We start from the raw sequence: 16,087 nt of genomic DNA, 5'->3' as shown, positions 1-16,087 counted from the left end.
GGCTCTGCCCTGCCCGCTCCGGGACCCTTGCGCTGCCGATGACACACCCAGCCCCCTCTTCAGATCGGCCGGCCGAGGCCGAGATCGAACTCAGCGTCGTCGTGCCCGTCTACGGCGAAGCCGACAATATCGGCCCGCTCTGCGCGCGTCTCCTGCCGCTGCTCCGCCGCGTCGTCACCTCCTACGAGGTCCTGTTCGTCGACGACGGCTCGCCGGACGACACCCTCGCCGCGATCCGGCGCCAGAACGTGGACGACCCGAATGTGGTGGCGGTCTCCTTCAGCCGCAATTTCGGCAAGGAGGTCGCGATCGCCGCGGGGCTCGACCATGCGCGCGGCAAGGCCGTCGTCATCATGGATGCCGATCTCCAGCATCCACCCGAGACCATCGAGGCCTTCGTCGAGCAGTGGCGCCAGGGCTACGCCATGGTCTACGGCCAGCGCACCGATCGATCGGGCGAAAGCCGGGTGAAGCGCGGCTTCACCCACGTCTTCTACCGCCTTTTCGCTCGCTTCGGCGAGACTGAGCTGCCTGAAGGCGCAGGCGATTTCCGCCTGATCGACCGCCGCGGCGTGCAGGTGCTGAAGTCGCTCGGCGAGCGCGCCCGCTTCTCGAAGGGCCTCTATGCCTGGATCGGGTTTCGCGCGACCGGCGTGCCGTTCGTCGTCGAGGAGCGGGCGTTCGGCACGACGAAATGGAGCTTCCGGCGGCTCTTCCGCTTCGCCTTCGACGGCATCACCTCCTTCTCGACGGTGCCGCTGCGGGTCTGGACCTATATCGGCGGGCTGGTCTCGCTCGGGGCCCTCGCCGCCGCGATCTGGTTTGCCTTCCGGACGCTGATCTTCGGCTCCGACGTCGCGGGCTACCCCTCGCTCATCGTCTCGATCACCTTCTTCTCGGGCATCCAGTTGCTCTCGCTCGGCATGATCGGCGAATATGTCGGGCGCATCTTCGCCGAGGTGAAGCGGCGGCCGCTCTATGTCGTCGGCGAGACGGTCGGCCTGTCCCAGCTCGCCGCGCCTCTGATCCGCGACGACCGCCGCAACCCCGGGGTCTGAATGTTCCGCAAGATCCTGTCGGTCGGGGGCTGGACGCTCGTCTCCCGCATCACCGGCTTCGGCCGCGACGTCGTGATGGCGGCCGTGCTCGGCGCCGGGCCGATCGCCGACGCCTTCGTCGTCGCCTTCCGCCTGCCGAACCATTTTCGGGCCATCTTCGGCGAGGGCGCGTTCAACTCCGCCTTCGTGCCGACCTATGGGAGCCTCCGGCAGACTGCGGGCGACATGACCGCGATGCTGTTCGCGAACCGCATCGCGACGCTGATGATCCTCGTTCAGATCGTCCTGCTCGGCCTCGCCCTCGCCTTCATGCCGCAGCTCGTGGGCCTCTTGGCACCGGGGCTGCCGCCCGCGACCTTCGATCTCGCCGTCACCCTGACGCGGATCACCTTCCCCTACCTGTTCTTCATCACGCTCGTGACGCTGATTTCGGGCGTCCTGAACGCGAATGACCGGTTCTGGGCGGCTGCCGCGGCGCCCGTCCTCCTCAACCTTTCGATGATCGCCGCCCTTCTCTGCGCCGCCTTCTTCCCGAGCGCGGGACATGCCGTCGCCTGGGGCGTCTCCATCGCGGGGCTGCTCGAACTGATCCTCGTCTGGGCGAACGCCGCGCGCCACGGCATCGCCCCGCGGCCGGCGCGCCTCGCGAAGGACGCCTCGATCGGACGTTTCTTCCGGCTGCTCGGGCCGGCCGTCGTCGGCTCGGCCGGCATCCAGCTCGCGATGTTCGCCGACACGATCATCGCCTCGACCCTGCCGACGGGCGCCCTCTCGGCGCTCTACTATGCGGAGCGGCTCTACCAGCTTCCGCTCGGCGTGGTCGGCATCGCGGCGGGAACGGTCCTCCTGCCCGAGATGACGCGCCGGATCGCCGGGGGCGATACCGCCGGCGCCCATGCCGCCCAGAACCGGGCTCTCGGCCTCACCCTTGCCCTCGCGGCTCCCTGTGCCGTGGCCTTCGTCATCCTGCCCGATCTCATCCTCGCCTCGCTGTTCCAGCGCGGGGCCTTCGACGCGGCCGCGGTCACGCGCTCGGCGAACGTCCTCTCGGCCTATGCGATCGGCCTTCCCGCCGCGGTGATCCTGCGGTCGATGACGGCCAGCTTCTTCGCCCGGCAGGACACGACGACGCCGCTCTGGGCCTCCTTCGCCGGCTATGGGGTGAACATCGCTCTCAAGATCGTGCTGATCGATCATTGGGGCGTCGTCGGCCTCGCTCTCGCGACCTCCGTCGGTGCCTGGACGAATGTCTTGATCCTCTGGCTGCTGGCTCTCCGGCGCGGCTTCACGGCCCCCTCGCGCAGCCTCGTCATGACGCTGGTGGCCGTCGCTTGTGGCTGCGCGCTCCTCGCCGTGATCGGAATCTTCGGCCGTGCGCCGCTCGAGGCGGCACTCGGCCCCCATGCAGGGCCGTTGACGCATCTCGCGACCCTCGCGGTCCTCGGGCTTGCGGGCCTCGTCGTCTACGGCGGTGTCGTCGTCGGCACGATGAAGGCGGCCGGCGTGCGGCTCGGCCGATGACAGGCACTGGATTCCCGGCCGCCGCGCTGTAGTGGGAGAGGCAACACCCGTCGTTCCGGACACAGCGCCATGCCCCGTTCCGTCTGCGTCGCCGATCTGCGCGATGCCTGCCGCCGCAGGATCCCGCGGCTGTTCTTCGAATTCGTCGATCACGGCTCCTATGACGAGGTGACGATCCGGGCGAACCGGGCCGACCTCCTCGCGATCGGGCTGAACCAGCGCGTCATGGTCGATGTCGCGCAGCGTTCTCACGCGACGACCATCGTCGGACAGGCGAGCTCGATGCCGCTTGCCGTCGCACCGACGGGGCTCTCGGGCTTCATCCATCCGAACGGGGAGATCGAGGCCGCGCTCGCGGCGGAGGACGAGGGCATTCCGTTCTGCCTCAGCACCATGTCGATCTGCTCGCTCGAGGAGGTCCGCGCGGCGACGACGAAGCCGTTCTGGTTCCAGCTCTACGTCCAGCGCGACCGCGGCTTCACCGCCGCCCTCGTCGAGCGGGCGAAAGCGGCCGAGTGCTCGGCGCTCGTCGTCACGGTCGATCTCCAGGTCCAGGGACAGCGCCATCGCGACATCCGCGCCGGGCTCGCGATCCCGCCGCGCTTCTCGCCCGCCACGATCCTCGACATGGCGATGAAGCTCCCGTGGAGCCTCGGCATCCTGAAGGCTCGCCGCTTCCGGCTCGGCAACATCCAGGGCCATCTCAAGGGCCTCGACGACATGCAGAGCTACGCCGCCTGGCTCGCCGATTCCTTCGATCCGTCGCTGTCTTGGACGGATCTCGAATGGCTGCGGGGGCTTTGGCCCGGCAAGCTGATCGTCAAGGGCATCCTCGATCCCGCGGACGCGCGCTCGGCCGTGGCCGCGGGGGCCGATGCCATCGTCGTGTCGAATCATGGCGGGCGCCAGCTCGACGGGGCCCGCTCGACGATCTCGGCCCTGTCCGCGATCGCCGATTCCGTCGGCGGCGAGACCGAGATCCTGTTCGACAGCGGCGTGCAGACGGGGCAGGACGTCTTGAAGGCGCTCGCGCTCGGCGCCGGCTCCTGCATGATCGGCAAGGCCTTCCTCTACGGGCTCGGAGCCGGCGGGCGCCAGGGCGTGCGCGATGCCATCGGTTTCATCCGCAAGGAGATGGACGTCACGATGATGCTCACGGGCACACGGGACGTCGCCGAGATCGGACCGTCCATCCTCGCCGCGCGTCCTTGACGGCGCGGGCCGACCGGACGACGGGACGAGAGGATGTCAGACAACAGGGAGAACGGAATGACCAAGGAAACGGCGCCATCGCGCGTCATCGTCACCGGCGCAGCGTCGGGGATCGGGGCGGAGATCGCGGCGCTGATGGCGCAGCGCGGCCATGCGGTCGTCCTCGCGGATCGCGCCATCGAGGCCGCCGAGGCCATCGCCTCGCGCCTGCGGGACGACGGTGCCCTGGCGACGGCGCATGCGCTCGATGTCGGCGATCCGGAGGCCATCGCCGGCCTCTTCCGATCCCTCTCGGACGACGGAAACGGTCCCGCGAGCGGCCTCGTCAATTGCGCGGGCACCAATGTCCGTGCCGCCGCGATCGACGTCACGACCGCGGACTGGCAGCGCATCCTCGACGTCAACGTCCGCGGCACGATGCTGACCTCGCAGGCCTTCGCCCGCGCGCTCATCGCGGCCGGGCGTGGGGGCGCGATCGTGAACGTCGCCTCGATGCTCTCGCAGTTCGGCGCTCCGAACCTCGCCTCCTACACGGCCTCGAAGGGCGGCGTCGGCCTTCTGACGAAGACGCTTGCGGTCGAATGGGCGCCCCTCGGCATCCGCGTGAACGCCGTCAGCCCAGGCTACGTCCAGACCGGACTGACCACCAAGATCTTTGCCGTCAAACCCTATCGTGACGCGATCGAGCGGCGCACGCCGATGGGCCGCCTCGGAGTGCCGGGCGACATCGCCCCGGTCGTCGCCTTCCTCCTCTCGGACGATGCGCGGTTCGTGACGGGGCAGAACATCCCCGTGGACGGCGGCATCACGGCCGGCGATCCCTCGCTCGGCCCGCCCTCCGACGTCGAGATCGCGCGCTACGCCGCGCTGGGGCAGGCGGACTGAGCCTGCCCCCTCGAATGGTTCGATGGCGGAAGCGAAGCTTCAGATGCAGCGGCCGCCATCGACGTCGAGAGCGACGCCCGTGATCAGCGACGCCTCGTCGCTGCAGAGGAAACAGGCCGCGTCCGCGATGTCGGACGGCGTCGAGAAGCGGCCGAGCGGGATGGTTCCGGCGAAGGCGGCCCGCTTCTCGGCCGTGAATCCGCCCATCACGGTCTCCAGCATCGCCGTCTCTCCGGCGACCGGATTGATGGCGACGACGCGGATGCCGAACGAGGCGAGCTCGACCGCCATGGCGCGCGTCGCCGTGATCACCCAGCCCTTCGAGGCATTGTACCAGACGAGGTTCGGCCGAGGGCTGACGCCGCCGGTGCTGGCGACGTTCAGGATCACGCCGCGGCCGCGCGCCTTGAAGCGCGGCACGACCTGCCGCGCCCCGTAATAGATCGAGCGCATATTGACGCCCGCCACCCGGTCGAACAGGGCCTCGTCGGTCTCCTCCAACGGCTGCATCGTGTAGGAGATGCCCGCATTGTTGACGAGGATGTCGAGCGGGCCGAAGGCCTCCTCCGCGGCACTCACCGCCGCCGCGATGTCCTCGGCCCGGCTGACGTCGGTCGTCCGGGCGACGGCCGCATCGCCCAGCGACGCCGCCACGGCCTCCGCCTTCGCGCCATCGATATCCGCGACCAGGACACGCGCGCCCTCCGCCACGAATTTTCGCGCGATCCCCTCGCCGAAACCGGAACCGCCTCCGGTCACGATCGCCACTTTGTCCTTGAGCCGCATGGTTTCTCCCGTCGCGTGTTCTGGTCGTCACGCCGGCCGGCCTGACGACGCCCTGTCCCGTCGCGTCGCCTCGAGAAGCGCAACGGCGGGACACGCGATTCACCACGGGCAGTGCCGCGCTGGGAAGCCCCTGCCTGCGGTTTAGAGACAGGCCGATGTGCCCTTCGCTCAGCCGATGACGAAGCCGCCATCGGCGATGACGGTCTCGCCGGTGATGTAGGACGCGGCGTCCGACGTCAGGAAGACCGCCATCTTGGCGATCTCCTCGGCGGTGCCCCAGCGGCCCAGCGGGACGCGCGCGATGCCGCGGTCGCCGGACGCGGCGGTCCGCGTCACCTCGGTCATGCGCGTGATCGAGCGGCCGGGCGCGAGACAGAGGACCCGCACGCCGCGCGGCCCCCATTCGACCGCCGCCGAGCGGGTGATCTGCGAGATGGCGGCCTTGGCCGCGGCATAGACGCCGCGCCCCTCCCCGCCCGCAAAGGCCGTCTGCGAGCCGATCGAGAGGACGACGCCCTTGCCCCGCGCGACCATTCCGCCGCCGAAGAGCTGCATGAGGCGCACGACGCCGACGAAATCGACGTCGATCATCGCGCGCAACTCGGCCGGCGAGGTGTCGAGGAGCGGCTTCGCCACCATGATCCCGGCATTGTTGACGAGGATGTCGACCTCGCGCACCGCCATGTGCAGCCGCTCGATCGAGGCGAGGTCGGCCTGGTCGTAGAGCTGCGAGGCCATGCCGAGCCGGCCCGCGACCTCGGCCAGGGGGCCGGGCTCCCGATCGGCGAGCACGACCTCGGCACCGAGTTCGACGTAAAGCTCCGCGATGGCGCGGCCGAAGCCGTTCGCGGCACCGGTGACGAGAACCCGCTTCCCGGTGAAATCGAGGTCGCGCGCGAAGGCCGACGCCTCCATCAGACGAGAACCTCGCGGCTCTTCAGGGCGATCACATCGTCGATCTGAACGATCGGATGGCGGATCACGAGGTCGATATGGCCGACGGCCCGGATGGTGCTGCCGAAGGTGATGCCGTTGCCGATGCCGAGATGGAGGGTGCCGAACTCACCCTCGTCCTCGAGCTCGATGCCGCGGCCGATCTTGGCCTTCGGGTTCAGGCCGATGCCGAGTTCGACATGGCAATACATGTTGTCGTCGCCGTAGCTCTCGATGAGCGACGCGAATTTCCGGCCGTCCTTGCCCGACGTGTCGATGTCGACGATGCGCCCGCCCGACAGCGTGAGCTTGAAGGGCTCCAGCACCTCGCCGCCCGGAACCACCGCGCCGTCGATGACGGCGACGCCCTCGGTCGAGCCCTCGATCGGCGAGACCGCAGTCTCGATGCAGGGCGGCGGCGAGATCGTGCCGGGCGTGTGGCAGATGCCGGTCTGCGGGACGCTCTTGCGGCCCCGGATGTCGATCGAGAAATCGGTCGCGCCGTCATCGCTCGTCACCCGCACGCGGCTGCCCGCATCGAAGGCCCGCGAGAGCCGCATGATGATCTCGGCCTGTTTCACGAAGTCGATATCGAGGCTGCCGTCGGTGAACATCGCCTCCTGGCTGCCGGGGAAGAAGATGAGGCGCGCGCCGGCATCGCTGGCACGCTTGCGGGCATTCGTGTGATTCACCGAGAAGGTCGTCGGCGCGACGATCGCGTCCGCCGCCTTCATCGCATCGGCGATGATCGAAGGAAGCTCCTCGCCGTGCCGGGTGCGCGGCTTCATGACGAGGAGGATGGTCTCCGCACCCCGCTCCTCGCCCGCGAGCGCGAAGAGCTGGCCCGTCGGCAGGTTGTCGGTGTCGGTCAGGACGAGAAGCTGCTCCTTCGGCTTGATGGCGAGGCAACTGTCGAGAATGTTGCCGACCGACCGCATCATGGCGAGCTTTTCGAGCATTGGGATCTCCCTGGATTGGACCGGCCGGCCCCGACGGGCGGCGGAGGATCGCTCGACCCTCAGCGGCCGAGATAGGACGAGAGGACGGCGGGGTTATCGACGAGGCCGGGGGCAGGCGCCGAGAAGGCGATCTCGCCGCTCTGGAGGATGTGGGCATATTCGGCGACGGCAGCCGCGACCCCGATATTCTGCTCGACGAGCAGGATCGTGAGACCCCGCTTGTTCAGGGCGAGGATCGTGTCCACCATGTCGGCGACGATCGACGGCGCGAGCCCGGCCGAGGGCTCGTCCATCAGCAGGCATTTCGGCCTCGCCATCAGCGCGCGGCCGATCGCAACCATCTGCTGCTCCCCGCCGCTGAGGGATCCCGCATTGCGGCGCCGATGCACCTTCAGCTTGGGGAAAAGCTCATAGATCTCGGCGAGGTCGGTCTTGATGCCCGCCCGGTCGTGCCGGGTCGCGGCGCCGAGTTCGAGATTGTCATCGACCGACATCGACGCCCAGACCTCGCGCCCCTGCGGCACCTGAACCACCCCGCGCTTGACGAAGTCGCTCGCATCGATCCCCGCGCATTCCTGGCCCTGGAACAGGATCGAGCCGCCGCCGGGCTTCACGAGCCCCGTCAGCGTGTTGAGCATCGTCGTCTTGCCCGAGCCGTTGCCGCCCAGCAGCGCGACGATCTTGCCCTCGGGGACCGAGAAGCTGACGTCCCGCAGCACCTGCGTCAGGCCGTAGGAGACCTTGAGATTACGAATGTCGAGCACGGAGCTCTTTCCCCAGATAGGCTTCGATGACCTGCCGGTCGTTGCGGACCTCGTCGGGAACGCCTTCGGCGATCCGCCGGCCCGAGCTCAGCACCGTCACGCGGTCGCAGACGTCCATGACGAGGCGGATCACGTGCTCGATCAGGATCAGAGCGACGCCCTTCTCGTCGCGGATGCGGCGCAGGAGAGCGTCGAATTCGGCGAGGCGATTGAGGCTCAGTCCCACGGCCGGCTCGTCGAGAAGCACGACGCGGGGCTCGCTGATGAGCGTGCGGGCGATCTCGACGACGCGCTGCTGGCCGAAGGAGAGCGCCGTACCGGGGCGATCGGCGAACTGGGCCATGCCGACGAATTCCAGCGCCTTGCGGGCCGCCTCCTCCGTCCGTTCCTCCTCCTCGCGGTGGCTCCGCAGGTTGAGCCCGGCCGCGAGGACGTTCGTCGTCGTCCGGCGATAGAGCCCGGCCATCAGGTTCTCGAGAACCGTCATGCCGCGGAAGAGCTGCGAGGTCTGGAAGGTCCGGCCGAGACCGAGCTGCGCGATGCTGCTCGGCTTCTTGCCCGTGATGGGCACGCCATCGAGCAGGACGCGGCCCGCATCGGGACGGTGGATGCCGCAGATGACGTTGAGGAGCGTCGTCTTGCCGGCGCCGTTGGGGCCGATGAGACCGCGGATCTCGCCGGGCTTCACGTCGAGATCGACGCCCTCGAGGACCCTGACGCCGCCGAACCCGACCGAGACGCCTTCGACGCGAAGAGCAGGTGCGGTCATGGCGCGGCCCTCTCTGCGACCGGCGTCGCGGGCACGGCGAGCGGGGGAGGCTCGTCGCGCCGTGGCGGCGCGGCATGGAGAGGCTCGTCCCAGCCCTTCACATAGCGCTGGATGACCGAGATCAGACCGCCCCGGAGAAACAGCACGAAGACGAGGAGGATGCCTCCGAAGACGATCTCCTGCGCCCCCTTCACCGCCCGCAGCAATTCGAGGACGATGATGATGATGCCGGCACCGAGCAGAGAGCCCGCGACCGACCCCATGCCGCCGACGACGATCATGGCCTTGTGCAGCACGATCTGGAACAGATCGTAGCCCTCGGGCGAGACGTAGTTCAGCGCCTGCGAGTAGAGCCCGCCCGCCACGCCGGCATAGAAGCCACTGATGCCGAAGGCGAGCGCCTTGGTGCGCAGAAGGTCGACGCCGAGGGATTGCGCCGCGACCTCCCCGTCGCGCACCGCGACGAAGGCGCGCCCGACCCGCGAGGCGACGAGGTTGCGCGCGAAGATGTAGAGCGCGACCGCGACGAGGAGGCTCAGATAATAGAGCCCGACCGGCTTGCTGACGGGAAGCGGATCGAAGGAGATCTGCGGCGTCTTGAAGCCGCCCGCGCCGAAGGTGACGCCTTCCCAGTGCAGGAAGATCCACTGCGTGAATTGCGCGAAGGCGAGGGTCGAGAGCGCGAGATAGAGGCCGCTCAGGCGAAGCGCCGGGAACGAGATCGCGAGCCCCACCGCGGCCGCGATCAACGCCCCGGCGGGAAACGCGATGGCGAAGGGCAGCCCGAAATGCACCTGGAGCAGCCCGGTCCCGTAGGCGCCGATGCCGAACATGGCGGCATTGGCGAAGGCCAGCTGCCCGGCAAAGCCCAGCAGCAGGTTCATGCCGATGGCCAGCAGCGTGTAGATGAGGACGAGGTTGCCGATATAGAGCTGGTAGCTGTTCGCCACGGCCGGCAGGACGAGCGCGACCGCGAGCAGAACGAGCAGAACGTTTCGGCGTCCGAACAAGGCCATCACACCCTCCTCAGCCGGCGCGCGCCGAGCAGGCCCGACGGCATGATCACGAGGACCAGCATGATGACGACGAAGCCCGAGACCTCCATGAGACTCGACGCGATGTAGCCGCCGGCGAGCGCCTCCGCGATGCCGACGAGGAGACCGCCCAGGATCGCGCCGGGCAGGCTCGTGAGCCCACCGAGGACCGCCGCGGCGAAGCCCTTGATGAAGAACGAGAAGCCCATATCCGGGTACAGAAGCGTCAGCGGCGCCGCGAGCACGGCCGCGGCCGCGGCGACAGCCGTGCCGGTGCCGAAGGCGAGCGCGTAGATGCGGTCCGTCCGGATGCCGACGAGCGTCGCGGCCTTCGCGTTGTCGGCCGTCGCCTGCATCATCTTGCCGGCGCGCGTATAGCGGAAGAAGAGCCAGAACAGCGCCATGATCAGAACCGCGCCCGCGAGGACGGCGAGCTGCTGCGGAATGATCATGATCTCACCGATCATGATCGGCTCGGGCGAGGTGATGGGCGGGAAGGTCAGGTAGTCGCCCTTGCCGCCCCAGATCACGCGGGCGACGCCGCGCAGGATGAAGGCGATGCCGACCGTCGCGAGGACCAGGCTGACGACGTCGACGTTCTTGAGCGGCTGGAACGCGATGCGGTCCGTCATCACGCCGAGCAGGAATCCGCCCGCGATCGCGAGGACCAGGGTCAGCGGATAGCCGATCCCGAACTGCACGTGCAGCGCCCAGGCCAGGAAGCCCGAGAACATGAACAGTTCGCCCTGGGCGAAATTGATCACGCCCGTGGCCTTGTTGACGATCACGATGCCGAGGGCGACGAGGGCGTAGAGCGCCCCCGTCGTGACCCCGCTCAGCAGGATGTAGGAGAGCATCATCAAGGCGGATCACTCCACCCGGGTGGCGCCGAGCACCTTCACCGGCCCACCGGGCTCCTTCATGATCCAGTTCGGGCTCTTGTGGCAGCGGTGATCGGTCTCCGAGCAGGAGATCGGACCGGGATAGACGTCGACGTTGAAGTCCTTCAGTCCGGCGAGGGCCGCGACGACCTTCTCCTGCGTCAGGTCCGGCCCCGCGCGGCGGATGGCCTCCGCGAGAACCTGAGCGGCCCCGATGCCGAACTGGTTGTAGACGGACAGCCGGTCGCCGGGGAACTTCGTCTCGATGGCCTTGCGCCACTTCTCGACCGCGGGGTCCTCCGGCGTGTAGCGGACCATCGAGATCGTCCGGAACTTGGCGGTGGCGCCCGGAACCCCGACCTGATCCTCGAAGGCGGCCGGATCGGCGATGCCCGTCTGGCCGATCAGGAGAGGACGGAAGGCCAGCTTGTTGGCGTCGCGGGCAAAGATCGCGGCGGGCTTCGGATAGAGGACCATGAGGATGGCGTCGGCGCCGGCCTGTTTGAGCCGCAGCACCTGGGCCGTCGCGTCGTTGGAATCGGGTGTCATTTCCTCGTCGGCGACGATCTTCACGCCCTTCGCCTTCAGCGTCTCCATGAGGGGCGTGTAGCGCGCCCGGCCCCAGGCATCGCGCATCGAGACGACGGCGATCTTCTTGGCGCCCTCGCTCAGCGCGAACTGGACCTGCGCCTGGCTCTCGATGGTGGAGGTCGTCGCGACGCTGAAGATGTTCTTCGCGGGCGGGGTCGTGATGCCGTCATGCACCGAGGCGAAGACGACGAAAGGCGTGCCGGCCTTCTCGATCGTCTCGCGGGCGGCGAGCGTCGGGTTGCTGCAGCCGCCGCCGACGATCGCGAAGACCTTGTCCTGCGAGATCAGCTTCTGCGTCGCGCCGATGGCGGAGGCCGGATCGCAGCGATCGTCCTCCCGGACGAGTTCGAGCTTGCGGCCGTGGATGCCGCCCGCCTTGTTGATCTCGTCGAAGACCACCTCGACACCGTTCATCGGCAGCTTGCCGTAGAGGTACCCAGGGCCCGTGAGGGCACCGAAGGTGCCGATCTTGATGCTCGTGGCGCTGACGCCCGGCGCCTGCGCCAGGGCCGGCGACAAGCAGGCGAGTCCAACGCTGGCGACACATAAGGCACGGATCGACAATCGGCTCATCGGTATCTCCAGAGGTGGCAACAGGCCAAAGCAAGAGGTCTGCCGGTTTCAGGCGGGCTCGTTGATCGAGGCGAGAACTTCGTCGGTATGCTCGCCGAGTGCCGGAGCCGGGCGAGCGACACCGCCCGGCGTCATCGACAGCTTTGCCGGCACGCCGAAGGTCCGCATCGGACCGGCCTTCGGGTGGGTGGTCTCGACGACCATCTCCCGCGCGAGAACCTGCGGGTCGGAGAGCGCCTCGTCGAAATCGAGCACCGGCCCGGCCGGGATGCCCGCCGCGTCGAGGGCCGCGAGCCAATGAGCCGAGCCCTGCTTGCGCAGATGAGCGCTCAGCACCTCGACGAGTTCGGCGTTGTTCGCGACCCGGTCGCTGTTCTCGCGGAAGCGGGGATCCTCGGCGAGTTCGGGCGCGTCGAGGATCGCGCAGAGCGACATCCAGAAGCTCTGCTGGGCCGCCCCGACGGTGATCCAGCCATCGGCCGTCTCGAAGACCTGGTAGGGAGAGGAGCCGCGATGGGCCTGCCCGATCCGCGGCGGCTTCTCACCCGTCGCGAAGACGTGAGCCGCCTCGTAGACCCCATAGGAGAGGGCCGATTCGAGAAGCGACACCTCGACGAACTGGCCCTTTCCGGTCCGATGCCGCGCCTCGAGCGCGCTCAGGATGCCGACGCATAGATGCATTCCCGCCGCCACGTCCGAGATCGCGATGGGCAGGCGATGAGGCGGCCCATCGGCGGGTCCGCAGACGCTCATGAGCCCCGACATGCCCTGCGTGACGAGATCGAAACCGCCCCGGTCGCGATAGGGACCCGTCTGACCGAAGCCTGAGATCGCACCGTAGATCAGCCTCGGATTGATCGCCGCGAGCTCCTCGTAGCCGAAGCCGAGGCGCGCCATCGTGCCGGGCCGGAAGTTCTCGACGACGATATCGGCCGTCCGGGCCAAGGCGCGGAACGCCGCCTTGCCGTCCTCGGATTTCAGGTCGAGCGCGACCGACCGCTTGTTCCTGTTCCACAGCATGAAGGGCGCGCTCTCGCCGCCCACGAAGGGCGGCATCCCGCGCGCCTCGTCACCCCCGCCGGGGCGTTCGATCTTGATGACGTCCGCGCCGTGGTCCGCGAGCAGCATGCCGCAATACGGACCGGACAGATGGCAGGACAGATCCAGCACGACGAGCCCGGAAAGAGCGCCCATCAACGACCCCGTTTTTTGGTGCATTTTGTATACTGTACACGAATGATCATCCCTCATAAGAAGGAGGGACTCAAGAGGCCGAAGTCACGAAAGTGCGATTTTGATGAGCAGTCACGGCGAGGATATCGAGCTTTCGCTCGCGAACGGGGTGGCCGAAGTCAGGCTCAACCGGCCGAACAAGCGGAACGCGGTCAGCCTGGCCATGTGGCGGCGCCTCAGCGAGATCTTCTCAGGGCTCGCCGGCAACCCCGAGGCGAGGGCCGTGATCCTCACCGGAAGCGGCGGGCATTTCTGCGCCGGCGCCGATATCTCGGAATTCGCCGAGGTCCGGGCGGATGTGGAAGCGGGCCGCGTCTACGAGCACGCGACGGAAGAGGCCACGATCGCGATCCGCGACTGGCCGGGACCGACCATCGCGGCAATCTCCGGCTATGCGATGGGCGGCGGCTGCGGCCTCGCCCTCGCCTGCGATATCCGTGTCGGCGACCCGACTGCCAAGATGGGCATCCCCGCCGCCCGGCTCGGCATCATCTACAGCCCGCTCGACTGCAATCTGCTCTACCGTCAGGTCGGCCTCGCGAACGCGAAGCGCGTCCTCTACGGGGGCCGGCCCTTCGGCTTCGACGATTGCGTCCGGATGGGGCTGCTCGACATCGCGGCCGAAACGGACGCCCTGGCGGCCGCCCGCGATCTCGCACTCTCTCTCGCCGAAAACGCGCCGCTGACCCTCAAGGGCTCGAAGCTCATCCTGGAAGCCTGCGCCGACGGCAGCGCCGCCGCGCGCGGCACGGAGATCGATGCCGTGATCGATGCCGGCATCGCGAGCGCCGATTACGCCGAGGGCCGCCAGGCCTTCATGGAAAAACGCAAGCCCGTCTTCGTCGGACGGTAACGGAGAGCATTGCGATGACATGGCTCGGAGTGGACGTCGGAGGCACGTTCACGGACCTCGTCCTGTTCGACGAGGAGGCGCAGGACATCCGCATCCTGAAGACCCCGTCGACGCCCAAGGACCAGTCGGAAGGCATCCTGACCGGAATCCGCCGCCTCGGCTTCGCGCCGGAGGCGCTGACGCGCTTCGTCCACGGCACGACCGTCGCGACCAACACGGCGCTCGAGCGTGACGGGGCAAAGCTCGCGATCGTGACGACGGCCGGGCACAAGGACGTGCTCGTCGTCGGCAAGGGCAACAGGACCGTGATGTACAACATCAAGGCTCCGCCCGTGCGCCCCCTGGTGCGCCGGTCCGATTGCTACGAGGTCCGCGAACGCCGGCGGGCCGACGGCTCGGTCCAGACCCCGCTGAACGAGGACGACGTCCATGCCGTCGCGGAGCGTCTGGCCGCAGACGGTGTCGAGGCGGTCGCGATCTGCTTCCTGAACGCCTATGCCGACGACTCGCACGAGCGGCGATGCGCCGAGATCCTGTTCGAACGGCTTCCCGGCGTCGTGGTCGCGACCTCGGCCGAGGTCCTGCCCGAATACCGGGAGTTCGAACGGTTCTCGACGACCGCCCTGAACGCCTATGTGGCGCCGCGCCTGCGCCGGTATGTGGGACGTCTGCGCGGGCAGTTGCGGAATGCCGGCCTGCGCGCCGACGTCTCGATCATGACGTCGAATGGCGGCTCTCTGCCGGCCTCGCGCGTCGAAGCCCTGCCCATCCTGTCGATGCTGTCCGGCCCTGCCGGCGGCGTGATCGCGGCGAGCGCCATCGGCACGGCCGCGGGCTATCCGAACCTCATCACCTGCGACATGGGCGGCACCTCGACCGATGTCTGCCTGCTGCGCGGGGGCGAATACGGCATGACGACCGAGGGCCGGGTCGGCGTCTTCCCCGTCAAGATCCGGCAGATCGACATCCACACGGTCGGCGTCGGCGGCGGCTCCATCGCGAGCCGGGCCGGCGGCGTGCTCTCGGTGGGCCCGCGCTCCGCCGGCAGCATGCCCGGCCCGGCCGCCTTCGGGCGCGGGGGCACCGAGCCGACCATCACCGACGCCAACGTTGTGCTCGGCCGGATCGGCACCGACGTGCCGCTCGGCGGCGAGATCCAGCTGGACCTCGAGGCGGCGCGTTCGGCCGTCGGACGCCTGGGGGAGGACGTCGGTCTCGAGACCGAGGCCATGGCCGACGGCATCCTGAGGATCGCGACGGTCCAGCTCGCCATGGCCATCAAGGAGGTCTCGATCCTGCGCGGGATCGATCCGCGCGACTTCACCCTCCTGCCATACGGCGGAGCCGGCGCCCTTCACGCGGCCGCCATCGCCGAGGAACTCGGCATGCGGCAGGTCCTGGTGCCGCCGCTGCCGGGGAACTTCTCGGCCCTCGGCCTCCTCATCGCCGATCTGCGCCGCGACCTCGTCCAGACGCGGATCGCGCGCACCGCCGAGGTCACGGCGGACGATGTCCGCGCGCGCCTCGCGGACCTGGTCGCCGCGGGAACGGAGGAGCTCGACCAGGCCGGCTTCCCGGCCGAGCGGCACCGTTTCGTCGCGAGCCTCGACATGCGCTATTCCGGCCAGTCCTTCGAGCTTTCCGTGCCGGTCGCTCTCGACGTCGCCGAGATCGGCGAGATCGAGAAGGCCTTCGCGGAGGTCTATCGCGCCCGCTACGGCGGCCTGACCGCCGCCGCCGTCGAGATCGTCAGCTACCGTGTCGCCGCCTGGGGCCTGTCCGAGAAGCTGACCCTCCCGCAGGTTCGCGCCGAGGGCCGCTCCGCCGAGGCTGCCGAGACCGGCCGCCGTCCGATCGCCTTCGGCGGCGCGGCGCGCGACGTGCCCGTCCTCGCCAGGGACAGGATGCCCGTCGGCCACACCTTCTCCGGGCCGGCCCTCGTCGAGGAGGACGGTGCCTCGACGGTCGTGCCGCCGGGCTGGAGCGCCGCTCTCGATCCCGTCGGCTGCCTCGTCCTCTCCCGCATCTGAAGGCT

15 protein-coding genes are annotated in these 16,087 nt (G+C 68.8%); 6 read left to right on the top strand and 9 right to left on the bottom strand.

The features are described from left to right. Positions 1–38 precede the first annotated feature (38 nt). The 4 genes from EV668_RS16940 to EV668_RS16925 all read left to right on the top strand — a co-directional run bounded on the left by EV668_RS16940 (position 39) and on the right by EV668_RS16925 (position 4,676). Entirely contained in the window at positions 39–1,058 is a 1,020-nt protein-coding gene (locus tag EV668_RS16940) for a glycosyltransferase family 2 protein (RefSeq protein WP_133772245.1), read from the top strand. After that, complete coding sequence (gene murJ, locus EV668_RS16935) at positions 1,059–2,579, top strand: murein biosynthesis integral membrane protein MurJ (protein WP_133772243.1); 1,521 nt, start codon at positions 1,059–1,061, stop codon at positions 2,577–2,579. 69 nt (positions 2,580–2,648) lie between these two features. Beyond that, on the top strand, positions 2,649–3,791 hold the full coding sequence (locus EV668_RS16930) for an alpha-hydroxy acid oxidase (RefSeq protein ID WP_133772240.1): 1,143 nt from the start codon (positions 2,649–2,651) through the stop codon (positions 3,789–3,791). Between the two features lie 57 nt (positions 3,792–3,848). Next, complete coding sequence (locus EV668_RS16925; protein ID WP_166652523.1) at positions 3,849–4,676, top strand: SDR family NAD(P)-dependent oxidoreductase; 828 nt, start codon at positions 3,849–3,851, stop codon at positions 4,674–4,676. A 39-nt stretch (positions 4,677–4,715) separates the two neighbouring features. On the opposite strand, the gene EV668_RS16920 is transcribed toward EV668_RS16925, so the two are convergent. The 9 genes from EV668_RS16920 to EV668_RS16880 all read right to left on the bottom strand — a co-directional run bounded on the left by EV668_RS16920 (position 4,716) and on the right by EV668_RS16880 (position 13,160). Next, complete coding sequence (locus EV668_RS16920; RefSeq protein ID WP_133772236.1) at positions 4,716–5,462, bottom strand: glucose 1-dehydrogenase; 747 nt, start codon at positions 5,460–5,462, stop codon at positions 4,716–4,718. Positions 5,463–5,630: 168 nt separating this feature from the next. Continuing rightward, complete coding sequence (locus EV668_RS16915) at positions 5,631–6,377, bottom strand: SDR family NAD(P)-dependent oxidoreductase (protein WP_133772234.1); 747 nt, start codon at positions 6,375–6,377, stop codon at positions 5,631–5,633. Then, a complete protein-coding gene (locus EV668_RS16910) occupies positions 6,377–7,354 on the bottom strand; it encodes an aminopeptidase (RefSeq protein ID WP_133772232.1) in 978 nt (325 codons plus the stop codon). The genes EV668_RS16915 and EV668_RS16910 overlap by 1 nt, the downstream gene beginning before the upstream one ends. A gap of 59 nt (positions 7,355–7,413) precedes the next feature. Continuing rightward, positions 7,414–8,118 (bottom strand): ABC transporter ATP-binding protein, encoded by a 705-nt coding sequence (locus EV668_RS16905; protein WP_133772230.1) that lies wholly within the window; start codon positions 8,116–8,118, stop codon positions 7,414–7,416. Further along, positions 8,102–8,887 (bottom strand): ABC transporter ATP-binding protein, encoded by a 786-nt coding sequence (locus EV668_RS16900; RefSeq protein ID WP_133772228.1) that lies wholly within the window; start codon positions 8,885–8,887, stop codon positions 8,102–8,104. Before EV668_RS16900 ends, EV668_RS16905 begins: the two co-directional genes overlap by 17 nt. Next, complete coding sequence (locus tag EV668_RS16895) at positions 8,884–9,903, bottom strand: branched-chain amino acid ABC transporter permease (RefSeq protein WP_133772226.1); 1,020 nt, start codon at positions 9,901–9,903, stop codon at positions 8,884–8,886. Before EV668_RS16895 ends, EV668_RS16900 begins: the two co-directional genes overlap by 4 nt. Further along, entirely contained in the window at positions 9,903–10,781 is an 879-nt protein-coding gene (locus tag EV668_RS16890; RefSeq protein WP_133772224.1) for a branched-chain amino acid ABC transporter permease, read from the bottom strand. The genes EV668_RS16895 and EV668_RS16890 overlap by 1 nt, the downstream gene beginning before the upstream one ends. A gap of 9 nt (positions 10,782–10,790) precedes the next feature. Beyond that, positions 10,791–11,966, bottom strand: a complete 1,176-nt coding sequence (locus EV668_RS16885) for an ABC transporter substrate-binding protein (RefSeq protein ID WP_133772222.1) — start codon at positions 11,964–11,966, stop codon at positions 10,791–10,793. A 48-nt stretch (positions 11,967–12,014) separates the two neighbouring features. Next, positions 12,015–13,160, bottom strand: coding sequence for a CaiB/BaiF CoA transferase family protein (locus tag EV668_RS16880; protein WP_208111565.1), 1,146 nt, complete (start codon positions 13,158–13,160; stop codon positions 12,015–12,017). 103 nt (positions 13,161–13,263) lie between these two features. Between EV668_RS16880 and EV668_RS16875 the strand changes: the two genes are divergently transcribed. Beyond that, positions 13,264–14,052, top strand: a complete 789-nt coding sequence (locus EV668_RS16875) for an enoyl-CoA hydratase-related protein (protein WP_133772217.1) — start codon at positions 13,264–13,266, stop codon at positions 14,050–14,052. A 14-nt stretch (positions 14,053–14,066) separates the two neighbouring features. Beyond that, positions 14,067–16,082 carry a hydantoinase/oxoprolinase family protein gene (locus tag EV668_RS16870; RefSeq protein WP_133772216.1) on the top strand — a complete coding sequence of 672 codons (2,016 nt, stop codon included), beginning with the start codon at positions 14,067–14,069 and terminating at the stop codon, positions 16,080–16,082. Positions 16,083–16,087 lie beyond the last annotated feature (5 nt).

This window comes from Enterovirga rhinocerotis (genome assembly GCF_004363955.1).
GTDB lineage: Bacteria > Pseudomonadota > Alphaproteobacteria > Rhizobiales > Beijerinckiaceae > Enterovirga > Enterovirga rhinocerotis.
This window is presented reverse-complemented; position numbering and strand designations above follow the sequence as displayed.